The organism is Mesorhizobium sp. M2D.F.Ca.ET.226.01.1.1, from assembly GCF_004022705.2.
In the GTDB taxonomy this organism is placed as follows: domain Bacteria; phylum Pseudomonadota; class Alphaproteobacteria; order Rhizobiales; family Rhizobiaceae; genus Mesorhizobium.
This window is the reverse complement of record NZ_RZOY02000001.1, coordinates 174,044-200,526: the sequence shown is the minus strand read 5'-3', so window position 1 is coordinate 200,526 and position 26,483 is coordinate 174,044. Positions and strand designations below refer to the sequence as shown.

General features: G+C 59.4%; 19 protein-coding genes and 5 pseudogenes. 12 read left to right on the top strand and 12 right to left on the bottom strand.

Features of this window, described 5'->3' with window-relative positions; translation table 11 throughout:
* Positions 1–142: 142 nt before the first annotated feature.
* From EN869_RS00990 to EN869_RS00975, 4 genes and pseudogenes are all read right to left on the bottom strand, one after another.
* A pseudogene (locus tag EN869_RS00990) lies at positions 143–5,253 on the bottom strand (N-6 DNA methylase).
* An 80-nt stretch (positions 5,254–5,333) separates the two neighbouring features.
* Positions 5,334–5,732, bottom strand: a complete 399-nt coding sequence (locus tag EN869_RS00985) for a DUF3085 domain-containing protein (RefSeq protein WP_127228053.1) — start codon at positions 5,730–5,732, stop codon at positions 5,334–5,336.
* A gap of 11 nt (positions 5,733–5,743) precedes the next feature.
* Complete coding sequence (locus EN869_RS00980; RefSeq protein ID WP_127228054.1) at positions 5,744–6,346, bottom strand: DUF1419 domain-containing protein; 603 nt, start codon at positions 6,344–6,346, stop codon at positions 5,744–5,746.
* A gap of 139 nt (positions 6,347–6,485) precedes the next feature.
* Positions 6,486–7,439, bottom strand: a complete 954-nt coding sequence (locus tag EN869_RS00975) for a DUF3991 and toprim domain-containing protein (RefSeq protein ID WP_127228055.1) — start codon at positions 7,437–7,439, stop codon at positions 6,486–6,488.
* A 1,229-nt stretch (positions 7,440–8,668) separates the two neighbouring features.
* Here EN869_RS00975 and EN869_RS35445 point away from each other — a divergent pair.
* The 3 genes from EN869_RS35445 (at position 8,669) to EN869_RS00965 (ending at position 10,635) form a co-directional block, all read left to right on the top strand.
* A complete protein-coding gene (locus EN869_RS35445; protein ID WP_281015806.1) occupies positions 8,669–8,803 on the top strand; it encodes a hypothetical protein in 135 nt (44 codons plus the stop codon).
* 111 nt (positions 8,804–8,914) lie between these two features.
* Complete coding sequence (locus EN869_RS00970; protein WP_127228056.1) at positions 8,915–9,223, top strand: hypothetical protein; 309 nt, start codon at positions 8,915–8,917, stop codon at positions 9,221–9,223.
* 89 nt (positions 9,224–9,312) lie between these two features.
* Positions 9,313–10,635 carry a tetratricopeptide repeat protein gene (locus EN869_RS00965; protein WP_127228057.1) on the top strand — a complete coding sequence of 441 codons (1,323 nt, stop codon included), beginning with the start codon at positions 9,313–9,315 and terminating at the stop codon, positions 10,633–10,635.
* A gap of 380 nt (positions 10,636–11,015) precedes the next feature.
* On the opposite strand, the pseudogene EN869_RS00960 reads toward EN869_RS00965, so the two are convergent.
* Positions 11,016–11,126: pseudogene (locus EN869_RS00960) on the bottom strand (LysR family transcriptional regulator); the annotation flags it as partial.
* A 120-nt stretch (positions 11,127–11,246) separates the two neighbouring features.
* On the opposite strand from EN869_RS00960, the pseudogene EN869_RS00955 reads away from it, so the two are divergent.
* A pseudogene (locus tag EN869_RS00955) lies at positions 11,247–11,336 on the top strand (NAD-dependent epimerase/dehydratase family protein); the annotation flags it as partial.
* Here the strand turns inward: EN869_RS00955 and EN869_RS34945 are convergent.
* A pseudogene (locus EN869_RS34945) lies at positions 11,336–11,809 on the bottom strand (HipA domain-containing protein); the annotation flags it as partial. The pseudogenes EN869_RS00955 and EN869_RS34945 overlap by 1 nt on opposite strands.
* Positions 11,810–12,840: 1,031 nt before the next feature.
* Between EN869_RS34945 and EN869_RS00950 the strand changes: the two are divergent.
* From EN869_RS00950 to EN869_RS34930, 6 genes are all read left to right on the top strand, one after another.
* Positions 12,841–13,305, top strand: a complete 465-nt coding sequence (locus tag EN869_RS00950; RefSeq protein ID WP_127228058.1) for a hypothetical protein — start codon at positions 12,841–12,843, stop codon at positions 13,303–13,305.
* Positions 13,306–13,979: 674 nt separating this feature from the next.
* Positions 13,980–14,819, top strand: a complete 840-nt coding sequence (locus EN869_RS00940) for a class I SAM-dependent methyltransferase (RefSeq protein ID WP_167506963.1) — start codon at positions 13,980–13,982, stop codon at positions 14,817–14,819.
* Positions 14,820–14,987: 168 nt separating this feature from the next.
* Complete coding sequence (locus EN869_RS00935) at positions 14,988–15,416, top strand: SgcJ/EcaC family oxidoreductase (protein ID WP_127228060.1); 429 nt, start codon at positions 14,988–14,990, stop codon at positions 15,414–15,416.
* A 166-nt stretch (positions 15,417–15,582) separates the two neighbouring features.
* Positions 15,583–16,125, top strand: coding sequence for a glycogen debranching N-terminal domain-containing protein (locus tag EN869_RS34940; RefSeq protein WP_245489493.1), 543 nt, complete (start codon positions 15,583–15,585; stop codon positions 16,123–16,125).
* 189 nt (positions 16,126–16,314) lie between these two features.
* Entirely contained in the window at positions 16,315–17,205 is an 891-nt protein-coding gene (locus tag EN869_RS34935; RefSeq protein ID WP_245489492.1) for a hypothetical protein, read from the top strand.
* A 92-nt stretch (positions 17,206–17,297) separates the two neighbouring features.
* A complete protein-coding gene (locus tag EN869_RS34930; RefSeq protein WP_245489491.1) occupies positions 17,298–17,684 on the top strand; it encodes a hypothetical protein in 387 nt (128 codons plus the stop codon).
* A gap of 67 nt (positions 17,685–17,751) precedes the next feature.
* Here EN869_RS34930 and EN869_RS00925 read toward each other — a convergent pair whose 3' ends face one another.
* The 6 genes and pseudogenes from EN869_RS00925 to EN869_RS00890 form a co-directional block, all read right to left on the bottom strand.
* Complete coding sequence (locus EN869_RS00925) at positions 17,752–18,348, bottom strand: DUF488 domain-containing protein (protein ID WP_348630841.1); 597 nt, start codon at positions 18,346–18,348, stop codon at positions 17,752–17,754.
* A gap of 1,489 nt (positions 18,349–19,837) precedes the next feature.
* Positions 19,838–20,233: an outer membrane beta-barrel protein gene (locus EN869_RS00915; RefSeq protein WP_167506962.1), complete on the bottom strand. Its 396-nt coding sequence runs from the start codon at positions 20,231–20,233 to the stop codon at positions 19,838–19,840.
* A 1,464-nt stretch (positions 20,234–21,697) separates the two neighbouring features.
* Positions 21,698–21,829 carry a hypothetical protein gene (locus EN869_RS35440; RefSeq protein ID WP_281015816.1) on the bottom strand — a complete coding sequence of 44 codons (132 nt, stop codon included), beginning with the start codon at positions 21,827–21,829 and terminating at the stop codon, positions 21,698–21,700.
* Between the two features lie 480 nt (positions 21,830–22,309).
* Positions 22,310–22,576, bottom strand: a pseudogene (locus EN869_RS00905) (heavy metal translocating P-type ATPase); the annotation flags it as partial.
* Between the two features lie 256 nt (positions 22,577–22,832).
* Complete coding sequence (locus EN869_RS00900; RefSeq protein ID WP_127228065.1) at positions 22,833–23,111, bottom strand: hypothetical protein; 279 nt, start codon at positions 23,109–23,111, stop codon at positions 22,833–22,835.
* A 1,806-nt stretch (positions 23,112–24,917) separates the two neighbouring features.
* Positions 24,918–25,199: a hypothetical protein gene (locus tag EN869_RS00890; protein ID WP_127228067.1), complete on the bottom strand. Its 282-nt coding sequence runs from the start codon at positions 25,197–25,199 to the stop codon at positions 24,918–24,920.
* A 338-nt stretch (positions 25,200–25,537) separates the two neighbouring features.
* Between EN869_RS00890 and EN869_RS00885 the strand changes: the two genes are divergently transcribed.
* Both EN869_RS00885 and EN869_RS34235 read left to right on the top strand, forming a co-directional pair.
* Positions 25,538–25,756, top strand: coding sequence for a hypothetical protein (locus EN869_RS00885; RefSeq protein ID WP_127228068.1), 219 nt, complete (start codon positions 25,538–25,540; stop codon positions 25,754–25,756).
* Positions 25,757–26,246: 490 nt separating this feature from the next.
* Complete coding sequence (locus EN869_RS34235; protein ID WP_167506961.1) at positions 26,247–26,411, top strand: hypothetical protein; 165 nt, start codon at positions 26,247–26,249, stop codon at positions 26,409–26,411.
* Positions 26,412–26,483 lie beyond the last annotated feature (72 nt).

Here is a 26,483-nt window from a genome sequence, read left to right as displayed (position 1 = left end):
GGCGCTACGGATGATCCGCTCGCCGGTTATCGGGAATGGCTTGGTGGTTTGTCCGGCGCCATCCTTTGCTCGGACACAGCCAGCTTAGCGAACGGCGGTCGCCGGTCAACAGGTAACGCTGACCGGCGAGCTTCGAGGCCGGCTAGGCAGCGGCGCGTTCGCCACCCGCCACGACGTCGCGCGCCAGGGACTTCTCGATTTCGGCAAGCTGCCGGCGCTTCTCGACCAGCTCACCCGAGAAGGCGAACGTGCCCCCCTCGCGCGAGCGATAGGAACCCAGCCGTTGCTCAGCGTCGGAGACGCGATGCCGACAGCGTTCCTGTTCATCCTCCAAGGCGCCGAGAGCGTGCTCCACCCGGGCGATCGCACCGAGCGACGTGGTGGTGACCGGTAGCTCGATTTCCGTCTCGGCTCCGGTGCGCACGAGCATGGTGGAATAGCGATAGCCGTCCTGGCCGAAGCGTTCGCCGGAATATTCCAGCTCGAAGCCGCCGATCGTCGCGATGACGGTGTTGCCGGCGTGCTGGAGCTGAACGAGGGTCAGGATCTCCTTCATGAGCGCGCGCCCGGCGAGCTTGCGCTCAGCGAAAGTGTCGAATCGCACGGTCATGCGGAACGCCTCGCCCGCAGTCGGAACAAGGCGGTCGAGGTCCTTACCGATCTCTTCGATGCGTCGGGTCGAGTGCTCGATGTCGCGTTCGGCGTCGCGGATCTGACGGCGGATCGCGAACTGATCGTCCTGATGTGCGGCGCGAAGGCGTTCGAGCCTGGCGATTTCGGCCTCGAGGCCCGCCTTCTGCATCAGGCGCGGGTCGCCCGAGGCAATGGCCTTGGCCATGGCAAACTGTTGGCCTGCCCGTGACCGAGGTCCTCGAGCCGGCGGATGGACGTGTCGCCCGAAAGTGCGGCGGCGATGAAGCGGGCCTTGCGCTCATTGTTCTGCCACATCTGGGCGTCCATCGAGCCTTCCGTGGCATAGGCGAAGATGTCTACGATATCATGCTGGTTGCCCTGCCGCAGGATGCGACCTTCCCGCTGCTCGATCTGTGAAGGGAGCCAGGGCACGTCGAGATGGTGCAAGGCCTTGAGCCGCAGCTGCGCGTTGACGCCGGTGCCCATCGTGTCGGACGAGCCGATGAGGAAGCGGACCTTGCCGGCACGTACATCGCCGAACAGGCGCTGCTTGGCCTCCGACTTCTTGAAATCCTGCATGAAGGCGATTTCCGACGCAGGCACGCCGAGACGCACCAGCTCGTCGCGGATCCAGCGATAGGCGGAGAAGCCGCGCGTCTTCTCGACCCTGACCGTGCCAAGATCGGAGAAGATCATTTGGGCAGCACCCGTCAGCTCGAAGCGCTTGCCATCAGGACGGACATAGGCGTTGCCGGCAGTCTCCTGCCAGATACGGAAAGCGTTGCCGATGAGCTCGTTGAGCTTGTTGTCCGGCTCGTTGTCACTGTCGAGATCGACGAGGCGCAGGTCGATCGCCGCGTGGCGGCCGTCGGTGATGACAGAGAGCAGGATGTCGTCGCCGGGTTCGGGCGGCCGATCGCGTCGCTCGATCGCCTTGATCCGGGCATCGAGCAGGACCTGGTAGCGCTTGAAGGCAGCGGAAGGCTTCGAGGTCCTGATCTGCCGCGCGCCGGTCGATAGCGCCGGCACCCTGACGTAGTCGCGCAAATCCTCGGACATAACCACGTCCGCGAAGGAGCGGAACATGGCGATGAGCTCGGGGACGTTGACGAAGGTCGCGAAGCGCGTGACCGGCTTGTACTTGCCGTTGGGCTGCAGTTCGAGCTCGGTGGTGACATCGCCGAAGGTCGAGGCCCAGGCGTCGAACTCGTGCAGGCCCCGGTCGGCGAGCGCGGCATAGCCGAGATATCGCTGCACCGAGAACATTTCGCCGAGCGTGTTTGTGATCGGGGCGCCGGAAGCGAGTACGAGCGCACGGCCCGGATTCTTGGTCTCGGTGAAACGCGATTTTACATAGAGGTCCCAGGCGCGCTGCGAGCCGTTCGGATCGATGCCCTTGAGCGTCGACATGTTCGTGGCGAAGGGGAGCTTGCGGAACTCCTGCGCCTCGTCGACGATGATCTGATCGACGCCGATCTCCGAGATCGTCAGCAGGTCATCCTTGCGGGTCGCCAACGACACCAGCCGTTCCTGGAGGCCTTCCTTCAGCCGCTCGAGGCGCTTGCGCGATACACGGTCACCGCTCTCGACCTTGGTGAGCAACGATTCATAGAGCTCCAGCTCGTCGTGAATTATCTGGTGCTCGAAGGCGGACGGCACGCCGATGAAGCGGAAAGCAGAATGAGTGATGATGATGGCGTCCCAAGTCGCGGTCGCGGCCCGCGACAGGAATCGGTGCCGCTTGTCTTTGGTGAAGTTGGTCTCGTCAGCGACCAGGATTCGCGCCGTCGGATAAAGCGCCAAGAACTCGCGGGCCGCCTGCGCAAGGCAATGGCCGGGCACGACCAACATTGCCTTGGCAATCAGGCCGAGCCGTTTCTGCTCCATGACGGCGGCGGCAACAGTCATCGTCTTGCCTGCGCCGACCGCATGGGCGAGGTAGGTCGAGCCCGCCGAGACGATGCGCCAGATGCCGCGCTTCTGGTGCCGATAGAGAGAAAAGGCGCCAGAGGCGCCCGGGAGTTGCAGGTGGTCCCCGTTGAAGTGCCGGGGCGCGATATTGTTGAAGCGGTCGTTATAGACCCGCGCCAGCCGGTCGGTCCGATCGGGATCGGACCAGATCCAGGTCTGGAACGCCGTCTTGATCTTGGCGAGCTTCTCCTTGGCCGCCTCCGTGTCGACGACGTTGAGCACCCGCCGTTCGTTGTCCCCCTCTTTGATGGTATCGAAGATCTGCGGCACGCGGCTGTTCAGTGCATCGGCGATGAGCTCGCCGGCATGACGGCGCCCAGTGCCCCATTCCGACGTGCCGGCCGCCATATAGCCGAGCTGCCGGGCCTCAACCGTCCACGATGCCAGTTCGGGCATGTGATGGATGCGGATCTCGGCCCCCATGGTTTCTTTGACGAAGGCGACGACGTCGGCTGCCGGAATCCACGGCGCGCCGAGACGGGCGGTGATGTCAGAGGGGCCGAGATCGGCCGGCTGGACGACGACAAGCGCCCGGACATTGCGCTCGAAGAGCGGATCTAGAGCGGCTACGGCTTGCGCCATCTTGAGCTTGTCGCGGACCTGACCGGAAAGATAGGCGTCGGCCGTCTGCCATCCGCCGCTCTCGGGATCGCGGAAGATGGCGTCGCCTAGTTCGGTGATGACGGGATCGACATCGTCATGAAGCAGCTCGGCGATGTGTTCGATGTCGACATGGCCGCGCTCGTTGAGCACCACGGCCAATGCATCGGCGGCGCAAGTGATGATCGGCGCCGATGGTGGAGCAATCACGCGTTCGGTGAAGATCGGCCCGGGCCGCGCCGTATTGGTCTCGAGATCGTAGTCTTCGATCGAGGCGACCAGCCAGCAATCGGGATCGTCGAGGAAGGGCTGCAGGTTCGGCCGCCGATGCGTCTCGCGCATCTCCCCGGTCTCCGGGTCCTCGCTGGTCGACACCACCGTGGTGTTGATAGGACCGAAGGCGCGCACGAAGTTCGACCAGGCGATCCGCAGCTTGACCTGTGCCGGCTTCCACGGCCGATCGAGCTCTTGCGCTTTCAGCACCTCGCGCAAGGCGTCGCGGATCGGGATCAGCTTGCGGATGATGCGGGCGTGCTTGTCCGGCACTCCGTGGGCACTGCGTCCCTTGCGCACCGTGATGGGCACAGGCGCGCCGTCGACCATCTGCATCAGTGCTGTGTTCATGGCAATGAAGTAGCTGCCCGCACGGATAGCGATCGCGTCAGGACGAAGGTCGTCGACGCAGTCGATGCTGTCGTCGGCGTCGCGATCAATGACCTCGGGCTCGCCGTCATAGATCGCTTCCGGAAGAAGAGAGATCGCTTCGGAAAGAGCCTGCTCGAGGTCGACGCCTTGGCGCGGCAGACAGGTGTAAGTATCGCCGAAGGGACCGGACTTCGTGGCGTGGCTGCCGAGCACGAAATCGGAGTGCCTCGCGAACCAGCGGTTCAAGCGGATCGCGCTATCGTCGCGATCGGCTGGGCGGACCTCGTCGATTTCGAGCCAGCTGACATCGCCTTCGGCCTCGCCGGGCTTGCGCTTGCGGAAAAAGAGAATGTCGACCACGACGTCGGGGCCGGCGTCCTGCCGGAAGCTGCCCTCCGGCAGGCGGATGGCGGCGACGAGGTCGGCGGACTTCGCGATATGCTCGCGCGCCGAGCTGTCCGCCTTATCCATCGTGCCCACGCTGGTCACGAACGCCGCGAGACCGCCAGGCTTCAGAAGGTCAATAGATCGCGCGATGAAATAGTCGTGCAGGCGCAACCCCATCGACCGATACATGCGGTCCGAGCGCACAGTGCGATCTGAGAAGGGCGGATTGCCTATGGCAAGGTCGAATGAGGCCGGAAGGTCAGCGCGGGCGAAGTCCGCATTGACGATACGTGCGCGCGGCTGCAGCAGGCGGGCGATGCGCGCCGTCACCGGATCGAGCTCGACACCGGTGACGTGGGACGCATCGCGCAGGGTCGCGGGCATGAGTGCCGGAAACAGGCCGGTGCCGATGCCGGGTTCGAGCACCTTGCCTCCACGCCAGCCTAGGCGCTGCAGGCCTGACCACATCGCTCTTACGATGAACTCCGGCGTGAAGTGCGCATATTGCGTGCAGCGGGCGAGCGAGGCGTATTCGTGGAGCGGCACCGTCTCTTCAAGGCCGGAACCGATTTCATCCCAGCCGGATCGGAAACCGTTTTGGCCGGAGCGCCGAAACACGGCATTGGCGAGGTCGGAGGCACCGAAGCCAGTGAAGCGGATGAGCCGCGCCTGTTCCTCCGGCGTCGCCGCCCGATCGACGTCCTCGATCTCGGCTGCGAGGCGAATGGCGTCGAGGTTATCGATGGCACGCTGCTTCCAGCCTTTGGCGAGGCCTCGGTCGCCGGCGAGAACGAAGTCCTCTCCGCGGGCATCTGCAGCGCGGGGCGGGCCCAGGGCGGCGGCGGTGTCCGGGCTGCGCTTCGCTGGCGGAACCAGCGCCGCGGGGACCATGGATTGCCCGTTCTCCGGCTCGTCGGTGCCGAAATTGCTGCCGAAGGCGGTGACGCCGAGGCCGAGACCAGACGACAATGCAGTATTGCCGAAAAGATCGAGCGTGAAGGGATCGTCGCTGGGCATGGGAATTCTCCTTGGGTGAGGTCGCGCGTGAGCCCGGCCGAGCAGGATCGGCCGGTGGTCGCGGTGGGGGTTTGGGAAGGTCAGCGGGTGATCAGCGAGAGCGCGATGTCGGTCTCGGTGAGCTCAACGTTGAGGTGGGTGGCGCCGGAGTTGCGGTCGACGAGCGGGATCAGCCGCTCGGCTTCGATGAACTCGATGCCGTCATCCGCGCCGAAGTGGCGGCGTTTGTAGTCCCACCAGTCGAAGTCGCCCTTGGGATGGCACTGCTCGGCATAGACGACGAGCGCGCGGGAGCCTTCCGCGAGCTTGCCGTTGGACATGATGTAGACGCCCTGGTCGCCGACCAGCCACAGGCCCGGCTTCTCGCCCTCGCCGGGGCGCGTGCCGTAGTAGGGATTTCGGAAGCCGCCATTGACGGCGGCATCGGCAATGCCGCGCTCGATGACTTTCCGGACGGCGACAATGGGAAACGTGAACATCGCCGGTCCCCTCACGCCGCGGTCTTCGCGGGAAGGTGCCTGAGATGCACCGGCAGCTTGGCTGCAATCTCGTCGTCGCTGAGATCCTCAAGCAGCTTGAGCTCGGTCCGCCCCGGGCCATAGACGAGAAGGGTGCGTTTGCCGCGGTGCTCGGGCACAAAGCGCTCGCCGGCATAGCCCCGATACTCGTCGTGCGTGGCGCTCCAGATGTGCTCGAGGCGCTCCTCATGCGTCATCGCCTTTACCGGCCAGGACTCGCGCTCGACGATGACGTGGCGTGTCTCGACCGGGGAGCAGGCCTGAGATAGGTCGCAATAGGCATGGAAATAGCGCGCGCTGCCGTCGATGCGCATCGTGTAGAACACGCTGGTGACGCTCTCGGTGAGGAACTCACGCAGCGCGAACATGTCCCCGCGCATCCAGAGCGGCGGCAGGATATCGAGCATGTAATCGTGCTCGGCGCGAGCGATCTCGAACCACTCGCCAGCAAACAGCGCGCTGTCGTCATTCTCCCAGCAATTGGTCCGCTGGGCATGGCGATCGAACAGGCGATACATCTGCCGACGATCGGCGACGCCCTGGTAGATCTTGCGGATGGAGGACTGAAGGGTCATGGGAGGCTCCTTGGCCAGTTGCGGGCCGGAGCGCGGTTCATCCCTCGCGGATCACCATCATCTTCAGCCCTTCCGGACCCCTCCCTGCAGCCGCCTCTCCGACAGGGCGGGTCAAGGGCCGGCGCAGCCGGGCGGAGCGTCACCCTTGACGCGGCCGGCGGGCATGCGGCAGTCGGCCTCTCTCCTCCTTTCCCCTCGCTTCCTCCATTGCTTTCAGATCGGTGTTCCAATCGTCGGCAACAGGACGCAATCGCTCACCGGGGCATCCGGCCTCCTCGGCAAGGGTAAGAAGCCTGCCAGCGTAGACGTCGCCCTGCTTGTTGTTGTCAGTGGCGGCGACAAGCTGGCCTCCAGGCCTGACAGCGAGCGCCCGGATCGCCGCGTCCGTCGCCGGCGACCAGCCGCCTCCGGTGCTGAGATAGAGCGTGTCCAAACTAAGGCCTTCGAGTGCGGCGAGGCTCATGGCGTCTATCGCCGCCTCGGTCACGCAGAGGCGAGGCGCTTCGGGACGGCCGAGCCTAAACAGCACCTTGGCGCCGCCGGTGGCGAAGCCGCGCCAGTCCGGGCCCCGCTCCTCCCATCCGGTAATGACGCCAGCTGAATCGACATGCGCTGCCCACATGCTGCCATGCGGGCCCTCCCGCAGCATACCGGCAGCGATCGTAGCGCGGAGAACGGTTTCGTGAAGATGGCGGGCGTCATTGAGATAGCGCCAGGTCGCCGAGCCGCGCCACGGCTTGCGCCTCGCCCGCCAGCGTTCCGGGACCGAAAGATCGGGTTCCCGGTCGCGGGACCCCCGATCCCAGACCTTCTCGGCCGGCACGAATTCGACGAGACCGGCGACTTCATTCATGGCCTCGACGAATGGCACGCCTTCGACATGCTCGACGAGGCGGAAGACATCACCCTTGCCGTCGGAGCGCGGGTCGAACCAGCCCTTGCCGTCATGAATGACGATGATGATCGCTGCCTCCCGGCGATATTTCATCGCCTTGCGCGTGCTCTCCTTCACGTCCAAGGTGAAGCCCTTACGCTCCAGGACGACGGCGCAGGGCACCTTCTTTTTCAGCTCTTCCAGATCTGCCTTTTCCATCTTTTCCAGCGCGCGCTGTGGCGCTCCTTCTCCTTCGTTTCCGCCCTAGACTTCGAGGGCAGCAACCGTAGGCCGCGAAGAGCAAGGCGGGCAAGGGCGCGGCTGGCAACTGATGAATCATACAGCATCGTCGGACTCGAGCCGCGGCGTAGCTCCCCTTGCCGGCCGCAGCGCGCAAGCGGCAAGGTGTGAGGTCCGAATTCACTATTCGTTCACGATATTAGCGCAGGCTCATATTGGACATGCCTGATACAGCGTACATGCCAAAGCCCCGGACGGCTGGTGAGCCGCCGGGGCTCCTACAAGCCTCCTCGCCGATTTGCAAAACCTCGGCGGCCGTGGCTCTTAAGCTTCCTGACAGTCCTGTTCCGAATGTTTCGAGTAAGTTTTAGCAGACACTTGAGAAGGGCGGCAGCCACTAGAAGCTAACGCGATTTCCGCAGTCGCGTCAGATGGGCGATGTGCTCTCGTTGCGCCATCGCTATGTTTAGCATTAGTCCTATTGGCGGTCGCGATGGGTTCCGCGCTGCAGACAGCTTCGATTCGAACATTGGCCTTCACCCATGAGTTAGGAAGCCGGCGTAATCTGCAAGCGGTCATTCATGAATTTTATTATATTTGTTGAATGTATATTGAAAGACATCAAAATTGAAAGATGAAATACTGCAGAAAATATAAGGTAGACGACCATCTTAGAGGCGTCTTCCTTTATAATAACAAGATATGCAAGTGACAAACAGGAAAAAATCAGAAAAGGGTATGATATCCAAGTGCCGCTGTTTACAAACGATCCTTTTATAACACAGCCATTCTCATCACCGGAATACACTCCTTTGAACGTAGTTATATTTTTATATATGCCGGCTTCAACCCAAAACTTCCTGCTATAATTGTCTACGATTACCCTACTCACCAATTCGCCGTGTTTTTCTTTTGCGGCATTGAGTTGACTCAGTAGACTGGTTTCTGGATATTCGCATGTGAAATTCCCCGATATTCGCGGGAATATCAAAGTCCTTATGAAATAGGTGAAGCGTTGCGTTTCCATGGAATCAAAGGCTCATTTTGCGAAAAGCTACGATTCTGCACCCGACTTTGGCAATACCGGAAGTGATAGAGATTCCGACGGTCCTGCGGTCTCATCCGTGACGAACGCCACCGGTGCCCGGTGCTGCGAGTGACTTGCTCCTGCTTAACGTCAGCATCCAGGCAACGCCAGCCTAATCCACATGGCCGAAGTTGGCCGCGAAGGGGTCAGTCGTGTTGGGGCCGAAAACCGGAACGTCAGGCTCATGCGCCGCAAAGAAATGCAAGTCGGCGATTTTCAAAACACACTTCGAGGTATTGAAAAAACACAAAAGTGATTTCGCGCGGCAGCTTGTCAATAATATTAGAATTTTCAGCCGTGTGAGGACGAATGCAAGTAGCAGCCCGTTCGGGTTGAGATCGCGGCTAGTCACCTGGAGGGGTATGGAATGTCGAACGTCTGGTCTTTGCGCTGCCCCGATATCGAAAAGTTCGCAAATTTCGTTTGGCGGATGGCGTTGATCTTTTTCGTGCTGAGCGTGGTTGCATCAATTTTGTTCATATACGCGTTGGCTGAGCCGGGGATGCAAACCCACAAGTTTACGGGCTTTAGCGCGCCTGTAGGTGAACTGACGACCTCCATCAAATGGCTTCTTCAGTTGGTGGCTTTCCGCTTTGTCCTGGAAGTCAGCCTTCGTCTCGTTGGCGAGCGAACGTCAACGCTGCTGCCTTCACTAACTGACGTTCCCGCCGCATGACCAAACATCGGTTTTGCCATCGTGTTCCGTCGGCGTTCTCGGCCTGCGAAAGCCTGTGACGACTTTCTAATCAAACATGGGAGGGGGAAATGCGGGGCGCGTGGGCTTTGGGCGTGTTTCTGGCCGTTGCCGGAGTCAGTCACAGCTTCGCTGGCGGCGAGGTTCATGATCTTTGCAGGAGCGCCAGCGCGAGCTTGGATCAGCGGATCGATGCATGTACTCGCATCATTCTCGATAACAGCGAAACTGAAGCGAACAGACAGGCGGCCTACAACAATCGTGCCAACAGTTGGGCCGACAAGGGCAATTGGGACCGAGCTATCGCCGACTACGACAAGGCGATCGAGCTCGAGCCTAACGATGCCCACGCCTATTTCAATAGGGGCTTTGCCCGAGGCAAAAAGGGCGACACTGACCTAGCCATTGCCGACTACGACCAGGCGCTTAGGATCAATCCAAACTTTGTCGAGGCCTACGGCAATCGCGGAGCCAGATGGCAGAGCAAAGGCGACTACGACCGCGCCATCGCCGACTACGACAAGGCGATTGAGCTCAATCCGAAAGTTGCCAGCGTCTATCGCAATCGAGGCGACGTTTGGCGCGGCAAGCGCAAGTACGACAAAGCCATCGCCGACTACGACCAGGTGATCCTGCTGTCTCCGAAAGATTCCGAAGCGTATTTCGATCGTGGTCTCGCCTGGCAGGATAAGGGCGAAGACGATCGTGCCATCGATGACTACAACCAGGCGATCCAGCTGTCCCCGAAAAATCCCGAAGCCTATTTGGATCGTGGTCTCGCCTGGCTGAGGAAAGGCGACAACGATCGTGCCATCAATGACTTCGACCGGCTCATCGCGCTCGATCCAAAAGCCGAGCAAGCCTATAACTACCGCGGTCTGGCTTGGACCATAAAGGGCGACCAGGGCCGCGCCATCGCCGACTATGACAAGGCACTCGACCTCGACCCGAAATATTCAAGCGCTCACTTGCGCCGGGGTATCTCCTTCCTTTTCGACGGCCTTATCGAAAAGGCTGAGGAGGATTTCAGAGAGGTCGTCAACCACTCCCCGACGTCTGCTTACGGCTCGGTTTGGTTGGCGCTGGCGCAGCGGGCAAGAAACCTGAAGGTAGATTCCGAAGTCGCCGAAAGGAACCTGGACATGAAAAAATGGCCAGCTCCGGTCCTGAAACTACTGGAGGGCAAGCTCCAGCCCGCCGAGGTCTTAGCAACAGCGTCTAGCCCGGTCCAGAAGTGCGAGGCTGACTTTTACGTCGGCGTCTTTGACCAGGTGTCGAATCGAACAGCCGAGGCCACGAGTCAGTATCGGGCCGCCACTGAAAGCTGCCCCGTCACCTCTGCCGAATACGCCAAGGCTAAGCAGGCCTTGAAGCAATTGGGGGCTGTACCGTAGCGCTTAACGCCCTTGCGTTCGAGACGACACCGGTAGAAGGCCCAAGCAGGTAAAAGCGACTGCTCTCAGGCGAGTACAAGCTCGATCCAGAGTCCGACCAGGGGGGCGCTTAGCATCCACGGTTCCGCTCGGAAATGAAGCCGCATTTGCCTTCGGCAGGCCTCAGTGATGATCAAACCTGAGGGAAAAAGTCTGAGCAGGGCGTGGCCTCAAAATAGTCAAAGAAGGCCACGGAGACTGGCCGCGGGGAAAGCGTTGTTTGCCCGCTTTGAGGCCTCGCCGCTCGCGGGATAGACTATTCCCATGATTTTCAGACTTACCTTTCTTGGCACCTCGGCCAGCGTTCCCTCTGCCGAGCGCAATCACCCTTTGAAAGCTTAAGCCACGCGTCTGGAAAGGGTGGCCTTTGGCCGGCCGGCTGCACGCGAGGCCTTTCCGAACCCGTCGTGGCGGGCCACCAGGTTGAAGTCGGCAAGAGCGAGAAGATCCACGATTTTGTTCTTTCTGTTCCACTGATGAGACGACCTGTCCAAACATACCATCTACCGGGATGAATATGGATCACTCATTTTGAGTGTGCCTTTTAACTCAAAACAGAAAGTGAACCCCCAATGACCATCCTCGTTACAGGTGCCACCGGCCGCGTCGGCCGCCATGTCGTCGACCAACTCCTTCGGCGCGGCGCAACGGTGCGTGTGCTGACGGGACCGTCACCGGTTCGGTCGAAGCGGCTGACAGCAAGCGCCTGCCCTTTCAATTCACCCACTCCTTCGGGAATACCGGCGATTGCATCGAGATCGACCAGGTTGATGATGGGCACCTCCATGCCGATCATCCCGGCGATCGTCATCATCGAAAACTCGTTTTCCGGAACGCCGGCGAACTGCTGGGAGGGCAGCTTGACGATCCACGATCCGCCGACGCCCTCGGCGGGAATGGTCAGGCCGCCGCCCTTCCCTGCGTTCTGAAACGCGGAGAACTTGAGCTGGACGCCGGCGAGCGAGAAGCGCAGCGCATTGGGTTTGGCGTTCTTCGGAAGGTCCGCGTCATCACCAGGAGGAAGGCCGTCACCGACCCCAGGATGGATCGACAGTGCTCCGGGCAGGTCGAGCCCCAGCACCCACAGCAGGAAGAATTCGCGCTGCTGATTGACCCCGGCCCGCTCCGCGAGATATGCGACTTCGAGGCGCAAAGGGTGAACGTTGAGAGGGCATTCTGTGTTTTGACTTCGCTCGGCCTGCCCATTGCGCTGTTACGATGATCATCAGCAATGGCATCAACCAGGCCGAAAGCGGTCAGTCGAGTTCGAGCTCCTAACACTCTTCTAGCTTACGACGCTGACGGGACTGGAGAACCGATGCACGGCTCGTGATGATCCGCTAGGTATGTCCTGTTCCCTTTACCCTCTTTGGCAGATGAACGAAGTCCCTGTCGCAAGAACGCTATTCACCATTCGTTCACGATATTAGCGCAGGCTCATATTGGACATGCTGGTACAGCGTACATGCCTTGGGCCCCGGACGGCTGGTCGAGCCGTTGGGGCTTACAAGGTTCCTCGCGATTTAGAACACCTTAGCGGCTGTGGCGCTTGAGCTTCCCTGGGATGCGTGCCGCTGGTCCTCTTGCCTCGCACTTGGTCGTTTGGCGCGGACGTCGATCTTCCTGTGAATCGGTTGCAGCAAGGATGCATCGACCGTCTACACCGATCGTCGCCTGCCGCACCATCCGATGGAAGGGCAAAGGACGTGCGGCTGGAACCGTTTCTGGTGTGCCACGAAATTGTTGAGAAAGCTCTCTTGGACGAGCTCCGGCTGCACTTATCCGCATGCCCACCAAATCGCCTCACGGAACGGGACGCCGTCCGAAGGACTGGCCTCACTTGGAGGAATTATCAAAGCGTGATCAAGCGCCATGAAAAAGCGATAGATGAGGAACAGCTTCGCCGTGTGCCCGGGGATCTAGATCTCACGCCTACAAGGATCTGAAGGATTATCCGTTGCTCCAACGGCTGATCCACACATCGCGGTTGCTCGTCGCACGAGTCGTCTGAGCCACCTGAGACAGCCGGCAATCGAAGCAGACTCTTATCAAATTTCTTCCCCCATGGAACTTCCCGACCGACGGCAGGTTCCGGCTGCGAAGGGACGACGGAGGCTACTCCCCAGCATGCGCATTGCTGGCGGGGCGCCTCGAGAGGTGACGGCCATGAAACATCAGACACTTGAAGAACTGCATGAGGTAGCAGAAGTCGAAGCAGCCTTTCCGGCCATGACGCGGCGCCAGCGTTTGGAACACTGGGCAATGCTGCTCGAGCGAAATCCCGAGCGGTGCCTCGCCGCATTCCCCGGCACGGAATACATGACTTTGGACGTGCGCGACAAAGCCCAGTCGCTGGGCTCCGCGCTCAGCATCGCCTTCGCCGACCCGATGTTGTGCGCGCAAGGACTGAAAAACGACACGTATGGCGAAGCCAAGCGGTTCTTCGAGCTAAAGGACTGGCAGTTGCACGCTATTGTTTGCCACTGCCACGTCGGCGGGACGATGAAAGCGGGATGGGCGGCGGTTCAGGTCCGGTCTGCCATCGGTGGAGAAGCGAAGCTCTTCAGCAAGCTGCGCGAAGCGATTGCTCATTGGCCGGTAGTCCGCATTTTTGCTCATAGCAGGGAGTAGTGATGCCTCGGGCGTCGAAATTCTCAGCCAAGTATTTGGAGCTGGGATCGCGAACCGTGAGAATACGGGCGAGCGTCGCCCGTATTCCTTTTGTCTCGTCAGGCTCGTCGCAGACGACTCTGCTCGAAGGTAATCCACTGAGATCCGCAACCCAGCGGTCAAAATATGTACCTCGTCCCAATGCTCTTGTCCCGCTCAGACGACCAGGGTCAACCATTTCCGGGAAGGGATTTTGACCGTTTGAAGGAAGAACTAGCGGCTCGCTTCGATGGCGTGACCGCCTATCTCCAAGCGCCTGCGGAGGATCTTTGAGAGGTCATGACTCCAAAGGTGGACGTTTCCGACTGGCGGCGCCGAAGGAGCGAATTGGAGCGCCGCTTCCGGCAGGATAAAATTGTTGTCCGCTACTCGAAGATAACGCTCCTTTGAAGCTCATTGTGTTGGGCCGGTCGCGGCGCCTCTCAATTTTCGTCTTGTAGGACTTCGCGGCTTCTTCGATCTTCCGCCAGTCGTTGCCCTGGCGCCACGCCCATTGTGGCGACGGTCGACAAGCTGAGCCTACTCCCGCGCCAAATGCCGCCCGCTAATAGCATCACGTAAAGCCTGGTGCGATGACGCCGATGCTGAGACTATCATCGAAGCCAAAGCAGGCGATGAACATTGGGAGCTATGAAATGGTGACTGGCGTCGATGAAACTGCCGTTGCTGATCATTACACCGTCGACGGTCTTGGAATGCTCATTCTCGATGCGCTCAAGGCTTCCGGCAAACTAAACACCTTATCTCCGATCGATCTGGCTCCTGTTGACGAGTTCCACATGGGCGGACGCATTGCGACGCAACACATCATCGGACTGATGAACCTGCCAAGGAATGCAAACGTCCTCGACGTCGGCTGTGGCCTCGGCGGCGTCGCCCGGTATCTGGCAGCTGAATGCGGATGTCGCGCAACTGGAATCGACCTTACCGCTGAATATGTACGTGTTGGAACGATGCTGACCGAGCGAACCGGCCTTGCCGACAAAGTTGACCTCCGCGTCGGCAGCGCTCTCTACCTACCTTGGCCGGAAGCCACCTTCGATGCCGCAGTCACGTTCCACGTTGCGATGAATATCGCCGACCGGCCGCGCCTGTATGCTGAAATTGCGCGCGTACTGCGACCGGGAAGCCCATTTGCGATCTACGATGTGATGCAAGGGCCGAAGGAGGGTTTGCTATTTCCCTTGCCATGGGCCGAGACGGAGGAGACCAGTTTTCTCGTGACCGCGGGAGAAATGCGCAGTCTTCTGGACAATGCGGGATTTGAGATTGTCCACGAGGAAGATCGGCGTGAAATTGCGCTCAAACATCATCGGGACAGGTTGGCGGCGCAATCAGCGGCCGGCGGCCCGCCGCCGCTTGGTTTGCACCTGTTGCAGGGACCGACAGCAAGCCTTAAGTCGCGCAACATGGTGAACATGCTGGAGGCTAACCAGATCACTCTCGGGGCCATTATCGCGCGTCGTCGAGCGTGAGTGATAGTCGTAGCGCGCGCTGCAGCGCTACGCCGAATTGCGATACTCCCGATCTGTTGCGTCGCATGCAGACCTTAGAACGCCCTACCACGTGCCGCCGCCGTGACAACGGCCTATGATGCCGCTACCCTCCGATTAGTTTCTAGCGGAAGTGACGGAGATCATGTCATGGGGCTGGTGGTCAACAGACCCGCAGATGCCGGGCGCGCTTTTGCTGATGCCTGGAATAGGCACGATATGGATGACCTCGCGTCGTTGTTCTGCGAGGACGCCAATTTCGTTAACGTCGTGGGCATGTGGTTGAAAAATCGGAGCGAGATCGAAGCGGCCCACCGCGCAACTCATGAAACCATTTTCCGTGATAGCCGGTTAGAGGGCATCGTATCGTCAGTTGTCGAACTATCTCCCGGCGTTGCATCGGTGCACTATGCGTGGACACTCACGGGTGCATCCGCTCCCGACGGTTCACCCGCCGGGCCACGGAAAGGCATCCTGCTTCTGATTGTGAAGGAGGAACCTTCAGGTTGGCTGATTAAGGTGGCCCAGAACACCGACATTGTTCCGGGCGCAATTGCTCCCTCTTCCACTACGAGGTGAGGACAGCGGCTGGTGACCTACCGCCCGAGCGGCGGGTTTGCCTCGTTAGGCCAGCGGCCTCGATCGAGCACCATCGCGTAAGGATGTGACAAGGATCCCTGCTTGCCCACTCGTGCTTGAGCGCCAGATAGGTGAGTATCTCGTGGATATCTGAGCCTATATCTCCATGGCCCTGGAAATTGCGATCGGCCCGCCGCGCTTGGCGATCAATCAGGGCCTCAGCTTTTTGGTGACGCAGCAAGATGGCCAGATCTCCTGGCCGACGCGTCAAGGCCTTTACGCCTCGGACACCCGCCTTGTTTCCAGTTGGCAGATATACGCCAACGGAGAGGCCTGGGACCTTCTAAACTCGGGCAACATCGCTCATTTCGCTGCCAAGATCTATCTCGTAAACCGCGCTTTCGCCACCGAGGCGGGCCGGGTGAAGGCTGGCGACTTAGGGCTGCTGATCGGTCGCTCTTTGGATCAGGGAGGGATGCATGAGGACCTGGACCTGGTCAACCACGGTTGCGACACCATCCAGTTCAATCTCGAAGTTGGAATTCGCAGCGACTTTGCCGATCTGTTCGAGGTCAAAGCCGACGACATCGTCCGCCGGGGTCGCATCATCACCGATTGGGATCAGAGAAATTCTCGTCTAAGCACGACGTATGCCAATCAAGATTTTCGCCGGGCTATTTCCATCACGGTCCGTCGAACCCCGACCTGACCGGTTTACGCCAATGGACGGATCAGCTTCGATATCAAGCTTGAGCCTGGCGCCACTTGGCACACGTGCCTCCTCTATGATTTTGGCCAGGACCATACGACAAGGCGGGCGCCCCGCGCCTGTGTCGACAAATGCCTAAACTCTAAGGCGGCCAAACGGGTAACAGGGTGGCGTCGCACCGGGTGCAAGTTGAGCACCTCGAACGATCAATTCCGCCAGCTCTACAATCAGGCGATCGAAGACATGGCAGCGCTTCGCCTTCCTATCGAAGGCACCGGTGAGATGGAGTATGTTCCAGCTGCCGGGTTGCCCTGGTTTATAGGGCTGTTTGGCCGCGACAGCCTGATCGTCTCCCTTCAGAACGCCTTGATCTATCCCGAGTTCGCCCGCGGCGCTTTGGATGTCCTCGGCCGGTTCCAGGCTACCTCGCGGGACGACTTTCGAGATGCCGAGCCAGGAAAGATTATGCACGAGCTGCGCACCGGCGAACTCGCTCATTTTCATCTCGTTCCGCATACGCCGTACTATGGCACTGCCGATGCAACGCCGCTCTATCTGATCGTCCTTCACAACGCCTGGCGATGCACAGGCGACGACGGTTTAATCGATCGCCACATTGAAACCGCCGAGAAGTGCCTGGACTGGATCGACCACTATGGCGATCGAGACGGCGATGGTTTCCAGGAATATGAAACCCGCTCGAGACTCGGTTACGAGAACCAGAGTTGGAAGGATGCCTCTGACGCAGTCGTGTACCCTGACGGCTCAGGCGTAAGAGGCCCGAAGGCACTTTGCGAGTTGCAAGGCTATGTCTATGACGCCTGGCAGCGCATGGCTGAAATCTATACCGCCAGAGGCAACAAGCGTCGCGCCGAGCGCCTTAGAGGCAAGGCCAGGACGCTGTTCGAGCGGTTCAACGATGTATTTTGGGATGAGGCTTCGGGGTTCTATGCTTTCGCCCTGGACGGAAACAAGAAGCCTGTTTTGAGTGTGGCCTCCAATCCCGGTCATTGTCGCCGGACATGTGGAGCGGCTGGGGCATCAGGACCCTGTCGGCAGATCACCCCGCCTACAATCTGAATTCCTATCAGAACGGCTCTGTTTGGCCGCATGACAACGGCCTGATCGCGTTGGGCTTTAGACGCTACGGGTTCTTTGAGGAGGCTGCTCGCGTGGCCGGCGACGTCAGCGGCGCGGCAAGCTATTTCATGCAGCATAAAATGCCCGAACTCTATGCCGGATCACCGCGGACGCCCACCACCTTTCCCGTTCAATACAAGAGAGCCAATGTGCCTCAAGCCTGGGCTGCCGGGTCCTGCTTTGCTTTTCTGCAAGCCATCATTGGCTTCCAGCCCGACGCTCCGAATGAAAAACTCTACCTTGATCCCAGACTCCCGGATTGGATGCCGGAGCTGAGATTGAAGGGTATACTCGTCGGCAGGAAGCGGCTTGATATCCGGTTCTGGCGCGAGAAGGAGAAAACCTGCTGGAACGTTATCGGGGGCGACCCGGCGATGGTGGCGGCGCGAACTTGCGCGACCGGTCCTCGGTTGGCATGATGGCGAACGCACGCAATTAGGGCGAGCCCTCCGCGGCGTGAAAGACGCAATCGATTGAAGTGTTCGACTACCTCGGGATCTTTGCGCGCCGCCGAACCGTCCCTTCATCTGCAAGCACTGCGGGATAGATCACCGACCCGTTTTCTTGAATTACCGCGCCGGAAGTTGGCATGGCCCTCTCGATTCGGCCCTTATCCATCAGGTGAAACACTTCCTCGCCGCGAGCGAGAAGATAGTCCGCGATGATCCGGCGGTGGCAACGCCACCAGACGCCCTCCGAGCACATTATAGCGCAGCGATGGGACCTAAACTCCAGTAGGTGATCAAATCCCGCCTGGAATTCTTCCGATAGCGCATAGTCCGCATAGTTGTGGAAACTTCGGTTTCTCCAAGCGCCATTCGTTTCGGGTGAAACATCAGTCGCCTTTCCGCGGCGCCCGCCGAGGGACGCAACGAATTGATAGGCGATTTGAGCCTCAGCAAGTGACCTTGCCAGGTTGTCGCTGTTGAACTGGGGACAGGCGTTAGAACCGGGCAGACGCCGGACGTCCACGACCATGGCTATCTTTCCCGGCCGGAGAATGTCGATGAACTCCTCGATGGAGTGGTTCGAGTGCCCGACCGTGAAGAAGGGGGCGCTTGGCCGGTCGATCGTATTCTGCATTGGCATTCTGCACGACGTTCCAGACATTCCATTGTTCCAATCTGCACGGTCGGCAGCTTGCCGGTTTGTGACGGGCAGCCATGAACACCTCCTTAGAAAGTGTAGGAATTTGTTCTTGTTTTGTTCCAGAGAGTCAACTACCAGATGGTTGCAAGCGCGAGTGACGCCGATAAGTATCGGCTTGTCGGCAAGCGATCCAAGCCGAAGATTCTTTCGGCAGAGGTCGGACGCCGCGATGCTTGAGCATCCTGCGTTCGTATGGCGGTGCCGTCTACAAACGATGCTAGCCTTCATTCAGCCGGAGCAATGAGAGGTTGCTGCTGGTCAGGTTCGGCGTGTGCTGGCCTACCCCGCTGGCCATGCCGGACCGCTAGCGGTTGTCAGTCGCCTGGCGGTGTCGCTCGAAGATCGCAATTTTCTGCCCATAGGTAAGCCGCATCTCGTTGTGACCTCCGTCGCAGGTGAATGTTTTGACGCTCTTGATCCAATAGCCCTTCCTTACCATCGCCCTATGGCAGATTGGGCATTGAAGGATCATGTCTTGATCGAACAGTTCAGTTGAAAGGACCATCGCATCAGCCTCCCAATTGGAGAGCGGTGCAAGATGGATGCCAGCGCCTCGGTCTTGAATTGAGACAAGACACCGTCAGGTGGAAGGACTCCGCCGCCGTTGCTCTGGCGTCACGGCGTGGTTGGTGAAACTCCAGGTTCCGATCGTTACGGCGGCAAATGGCAATGATGGCAAGGCTGGTCCGGCCCGAACCTCCTGACAGGGCGTCAGGCCGTTTATCCTCAGATCAGATGGCGACACCGATCACGGGTAATGAAATTCTTGGATCATGAAGAGCACAGCGCCGAAGTGGGTTGGCATTTATCGATGCCCGGGCGTCCCGCCATTTATCTGTGTGATCGAGGGATCAAAGGGCGGATACATTTCGCGCGACGAATACATCGCTTCGGGTTTCAAGCCTGACGTCGACGTTCTCCCTTGGGAATCCGAATATAGGACCTCCAAGAGGCCCTAGTCTGCAGCTTGTTCAGCTACGAATCCATCAAGGAAGCGATCCTTCGTTTGTAGGACGGAGGTTTCAGAAAGCATTGGTATGGGTTCAACGGCAGCCCAAGGAGGACAACTTTTGATCACCCGGCAACAAATCCGCACCGCCCGTACAATGCTTGGATGGACGCAAAACGAACTGGCGCGGGGGGCAGGGATTTCCGGAATGGCGGTGAGAAATATTGAAAGCGGCGCTACAGCCGATCCGCGCCCGAGCACGGTTGCTGCACTTCGACAAGCTCTGGAAGCCGGTGGGGCGGAATTCCTTGGTGAGACGATAAGAGCTGATAGGGGCGTTAGACTGCGCACACCTCAAAAAAATGATATATCAAGGGGAATTCCCGAATGAAAGCCTCCGCACGCCGGTTGGCGACCGGCAAAGGATGACAGGAACGCAATCAGATTAGGCGGAGGGCTGGGATAGGCGCCCGCTCAGAACTTGTAGCTCATGCCCACCTTGATTGCGCTCTCGTTCAGCTTGACCTTCGTGGTGCCTGCGGCAGCGGCTGGCGTGGCGAATTGGGTGCTGCCAAAATCGGAATAGCGATAGTCAATGTTTGCGACCAGTTTGTCGGTCGGCGCGTAGGCGAGGCCAGCGCCCACCGTCCAGCCAACCTTGGTTTTACTGAAGTCAGCCCCGGGGAACACCGGACCGCCGAGGCTGGCTTCCCGTACGTCTTCTTCATGGGTATCCCCCGGTTGATCCTCAAACGCGGCGACGCTCGTAATCGGCAGGGGCAATGGCAGGAATTGGATCTCTGCGCGGCCGAATTCCCGCCCAAGCCAGAAAGCTCCGAAAACCGCGTCAATCGTAGCAAGTAATCTCAATATAGCTACCTCCTCGGACGTGGCGGATTACGAGGACGCCACATGGTTCCACCAAGCGTGCGCACAACGTTCACCTGCGGTTACCTACGTGACGCAGTTCATTCATCGCCAATGCGGACTCGTGGTAAGTTATCGGCCCTTATCTCGTTTGTGGGAGATGATCATGACTGATGGTGGTGTGCCCGAAATCGATAAGATGGTAGACCCGTTTGATGAGCACAGCATGGCTCACTCTTGGGAGAAGGGGACTGGCTTCGGTCCTGCCGGCGGGAACGATGGCGGCACAACAGAGCAGTTTACAGGTGTCTACTTCGCATCGTGTCAAGATTGCGCGATTCCCGGAGGCTGGATCGGACCCAATCGACCCTCTCGAGAGCAGGCGCAGGCTGATGCCGACGCTCACAACGAAAGCCACCCTGGCCACAGAGCGGGCGTTGCATAAAGAAAGACGTCGGGAATTTCTTCCAGCGCCTAAGTCACGGCCGATCGGCACTCTGCCGCCAGGAAATAGCATGCCGACCTAAACTGACAGCCATCCGGTGGGTAGGCATCTCTCCGGGCGAGCTATTGAGCGGGGTTCAGGTCAACGGTCACTATGGTCCGGGTCTCCTCGGCGAGCGCCGTGGCCTTGGCGCGCGCCCACGTGCTTTCGAACTGCAGCCTGAGGCAACCAACCGCCGAGCATCAAGACATAGGCGTTTCAGCCGCCGTCTGCCGGTATCAATTCAAGCTCCGCGGGGATATACCTGCCCTTAGCTCGCTCAGTTCATCGACCCGTCGACCAACGGGGTGCTCTGCCACTGAGCTACCGCGGAACGGGCGTCTGAATAACCGCAGACGCCTTGAATTGAAAGACGTTGCGGTCGCCTTGAAAACCCTGCGCGTTTGGCCCGATGTTGCCAATGTGATTCCAAACGGGCTCGGCACGTGCTCCAGACTCCACCAATCGGCCGAGAGCTACACCGCTTTTTGTTGCCGGATCGTCGCCAGCTTGGATGCGAATTGGAATAGAGCCCCTGTACAGAGGTTTCTTGCACCCGCTCTTCACTCACTACCTGCGAAGGCCTGCGCGCGCGTCCTTGCCCCGTCCCCGTGGCGAATGCAGCTAGGGGATGATAGCTCCGACAGAAAGAAAAGCCGCACTCATCCTGTCACGACGCCATAAGTAGCTGAATCGCCACCAGCTCGATGATCAGCAAAACGGCGCACACCGCGCCCCCAAGGGCATAGCCTCTCCAATACTGACTGACATCCTGATCCGTTTGAAACATTTCTGCCCAAGGCCCGTCAGGGGTTACGCCAAGGCAAATGGGGATAGGCATCGTGGGGGGCACGATTGTGTCAGGAGCTAAAGCAGTTCGACCCGACATGCAGGCGGCCCTCTCGACCGCGCCGGCATATTAGTCCTTGCTAACTAATAGCGATAGCCCCGAACAGCCGAGTGCCCTACCCCATGTCACGCGTTCAGCCGCCCTTCGCCTTCGCGTAGTCATTCCGCTCGCGCGGCCTTTCAAGCTCAAGGTCGGCGATGCCTATACTTGTGCCAAGGGCAAGACCGACCAGGCCACGAATACGAGCAAGGAAGTCGGCATCCATAGGCTCGCCGTTCTGATCCCGGCGTAGAGACGTTCGTCACAGACCGCCTGGCTGTGGCGAATTCTTCGAAATGGCTTGTTAGCTCTAGATAAAGGACGACCGTCGAACGGGCGGGGGGCTTGGGGGGTCGACGGTCGTCGGAGTGCAAGGGGCCATAGAGTCAGCAAACTGCGTTGCTATAGGCCCTAACCTGATGTGTCCTTGATTCGGGCTCAGATGAAAACACCAAATGTTGTTAAGGTCAGTGGGACGTGAGGATCAGGCTTCACGTGCAGGGAAGATGCGGTGACGACCGCAGGGAGCCCTTGCTAACCGACCCCATGACCGGAACGAAGTCGTCAGGACAGCCGGCGTCAAGCGACATGTCCATGCCGGGTGACATGCTCATCTTGATCGCAGAACTTGTCCGTCCGGTTCGCCGTCGTCCAGCGAGGTTCCACTCCGGGTGGCGGTGACGATCTCACCGTCCAGCTTTGGGAACTAGCTCGGTTTCCACGCGAGCAGCCGCATCGCGTTGGCCGTTACCAGCACGGTCGCTCCGGCATCGGCGAGGATTGCCGGCCACAGACCCGTGATGCCTACCACAGTAGTCACCAGGAAAACTGCCTTCAGGCCGATCGCAACCGTGATGTTCCGGTGGATGTTCGACATCGCGCGCCGGGAGAGATCGACCATTGCCGCGAGATCGAGGACGCGCCCGTCCAGGATAGCGGCGTCGGCCGTCTCCAACGCCACGTCTGTGCAGCCGCATTTTGCGGAATCCTCTGCTGTGCCAGGCGCAACTGATGCCAGCACTTCAGTCACAAAATGGAGCAAGCCAAAGCTCCCGCAGAATCTGGCGGGCCTACCCGGACGATCTGATCGCCGCGTCCTTTCTCACCGAGATGAGGGATGCCGAACCGACGCTGAATTGAAGCTTCTGCTACCGCCGCTTGGCGCGGTAGGTGGCAACAGAAAGGCGGACCATGGTCCGCCTTTCCTCAAGGAAAACCGTCAGAACAAGCTAGCCGCCCATCTTCTTGGCCATAGCGCAGAAATCGGCATGGGCCTTGTTGAGGGTCGCATCGCCGCAGTCTTTCAGCACCGCAGTTCGTTCGTCAGGTTTCATCGCCATCCAGGCAGTTTTGAAATCGGCTTCCGATCTCAGGGTCTTCATCCCGGCATCGGTGAAGAACGGCGACATCTTGGCCGGATCATCGAGTGCAGATGTCGACCCGGCCATTGCTGCACCACTCGTCATCGCGAGCGCAAGGGCGCCAATTGTGAACATCTTGATATTCATGGAACTACCTCCTTGAGATAATAATCCTAGAAGGAAAACGTGCGCTTACCGAAAGAGGTTCCAATCGCTGCTTCAGGGCAATGACGGTGTGTTGCGCTCGCGAAGTCCGCCGCTCGACGTCTGCTGCATCGGGGAACCTAATTTGGAAAGCGTCATCAAAGGTCAGGGTCGCGGTGCACACCACTTGGCCGCGCTCATCGCGGACGGAAATGCTATAATGCGGTTGCCGCCTTCCGCGTCGCGGTCTTGAAGGGCTAAGGTCTGCAAGGTCGCAACAGCAGCTTTCGAAATTGAACCTGTGAGGAAAACGTCAGCCCGACCTCATCGTGAGTGTATCGCCTTTCGTCTATGTCGAAGAAGTAGTGCGGCATGTGTGCATCCTGCTTTAGCGCCCGCCGGTGCATTAACCTGGGTTACGTCTACCTCCGTTTAGCCTCCCAGTCATGGGCAACGGGCGAAGGCTGTCGCGTTGACGGGAGTGAGGATGCTTGACGCGCGCGCCGAATGATGTCTGCGAACAAAGAAGACTTTCGAACGAACAGAGCCGACTATCTGCTGGCCGCGAAGAAAGGTCGAGCGACCGCTGATGATCGCAATGAGTTACTGGCAAGGGAGATGTGCCAAAGAGACTGGCGCTTAGCAGCATTGGCTGCAAATCCGTGTAGCAGCTTGCCGGAGCCGAGGAAGCCAAACCGCCCGTTTCTGTAGCCAACCGTCCGCCGGCGAGTTCAGCAGGCTTAGAGCACCAGGCGGCGATTGCGCTCGCCGGGGGATCTAAGCCGCCCTAGCCTTGATCGCCCGCTGGCCGAGGAACCACATTCACCCTGGTTGCGTTGTTGGCGATGCTTCTCCACGAACATATCAGCATGGCGCGACGCCACGTTATGGATGGCGAGCGGCATGTTGTTCGTCAGCACGAACGAATAGTTCGACTGCGTTCCAAAAATCTCCCGACTGCGGACGCTTTGAAGTTTCTGGACCTATTGGAAGACGTTCACGCGTTCCAGCGACAACACCTATCGCAATTGCTGTCGAAATCGGCCCCCCGGGAATCTGCACGTTCGGCGACGCCGAAGCGGCTGCCACAGGGTCCAACCGACCACGTGGTCTCGATTTCCGATCCAATCGTCCGGCTTGCGCTAGAGCTGCAGAACGAAATCAGATTGAGGGGGCCGAAAGCTAAGCCTCCGAAGAGCACGCTTCACTAGCTGCCGCCCACCATACCTTGTCGATGATGTTGTCCTGCGGTCAGATTTTTTAGTCGCGCATGCCTCGGATGTTGCATAAGCGGCGACTTATTCGCAACTGGCGACTTTGAAAGCAGGGTCCGGGAGTCACTGACCAAGCGAGCGCTCTTAGCGATCACATCCTGAGTTTGGCGCAACAGTTCCTGTGCCGCTCTTCCTGTTCCCGCAGGTTGTCGAGCAAGGCGGTCATTCGCACACGTTGCGGCGAGCGTTCCATGGTCACCGAACTTGGAGCCCCCGGTGATGTTCCCGGCTAGTGGGGATGCTGCGACACCGGGAACGACTGAGAGACGCTGATGGTGGCAGAATATACCAGTTTCCGGGCCTCGTTGTGGACGGAGACCGTCATGGTTTCATCCAGATCGCTAGAGGCCATTTCGTCGATAGCGATGTCATGGAGGGCCTTGAGCGCTTCTCGTCGCACATCAATCCTACTGTCGAGATCGACCCAGGCATCTCCGAGAGATTGCCCGTTTCTCACGACCTCAAAGAGGTACTTTGACATACCGCAATTTTGAGACAAAGCGACAGTAGCGGCATTCAAATTTGAGAGCCGGCTTTAGGGGCATGGCGTCCAGCTCTTCCGCTGCTGGGGCGTCAGCGCGTGGTTGGTGAACTGCAAATTCCGATCGTCGCGGCCGGCGGCACGGCATTCGTGGCAGTACAGCACCTTCACCAAGTTCCAATGCATGCACTCGTAGTCCGGCCCGAGCCGGCGCACCAACTCGGCCACGTCAAGCAGCGCTGTCCGCTTGCAGGTCAAGCAATAGACCGACAAGCCTGTGCCTGCCTCCAGCTTTTTCCCGAGTGTGTCTTCAGAGAAGGGGTACTTCGACGTCAAGGGCGACTCCAAAATGCGAGGTCGCCGCACCGAGGACAATATTCCTGCCCGCGCTGAGGAACAAGGCCGCTGACGGAATGTTCCATTAGCGTTCTCTTGATGAAGCCCTGCGCATGCGCAGCTCGCTCGGCGCACGCAAGCTGCACTGGCGGCCCGCACCGCTCGGTTTCAGCCTGTATACGAGACAATCCACGGCAGGCGTGTGCTCCGGCCCGGTCAATCACATATGTTGCAGTAGCGTTCACGTATCAGCCATCAATCGTGCACTTTTTGAATAATACTGATCAGGGCTCACGCGTAAGAGAGCGGCGGTGGGTCTCCAGGGCCTTAGGTAAAGCATGGCCAGATTTTTCTTCGACATATCCTACGGCGGAGACGTCTATCATGATGCGCACGGCTCCTCTCTAAAGGGCCAACGCGAGGCGATGGAAGGCGCGTTCGATATAGTCCGCAAGCTGATGGCTGAGGTGAAGCCGACGGATCTTGTCTGCACCGTCCGCGATGCCGGCGGCCATCAGATCATGCAGATCAAAGCCAGTGACGCCGATCGAGGATAGCGTGTCAAAACAAAGACAATCCAATGGCAGTTGCAGGTCTCGCTCGTAGGTTCTGGATGAGCTGACCGTTCTCGATATACTGGGCCTTCAGGTCATTGGTGCTTTCGCCGGATGGCCAGTAGACCAGCCCGCCCAGGGCATGACGCCGAGGTGTTGGTTAAAGGTGTGGACGCTAAATGGCGCACCTAATGGCCGAGCGAATGGGGGAAACCGGAGGCTCCGCTGCTGACAAACTCCCCATCAAATGAGATTTTGAGCCGATTGCTTTCATGAATCCTAGGCAGGGCCTAAGCATTTCACTGATTCTATGGCCCCTATCCTTGGTGACCGACGGCACATCCCCGCCCGTTGCCGTCGGTTGCCGGTTTGCCCACCGGCGCTCTTCAAGCACAGCAAGCGCCATCGAGGGCCGCCCCCGGAATAATTTCCATCCTGCAGGAACAACGGGCTCAGCGGTAAGTTAGCGCAGCCTAACAAAGGACGCGCGGAGATGAGATTCGTCGTCATTCTGGATCCGACCGACCAATGGATGGTGTTCGACCAATTGACTGACCTGCCTGCCGAAATTGGTGACAGAGTGCTCATTGGGCTATCCCAAGAGGAAGCTGAGCAGCTTGCTCGCGAGGCCAGTGCTCAACAGCCTTTGGTCGCGTAATTTGCCTCGCATCAGCGCTGCCGTCTTTGAGGCCAGGAACACCCCCGCTGAGGTTTTAGGGGTCGTGGATCT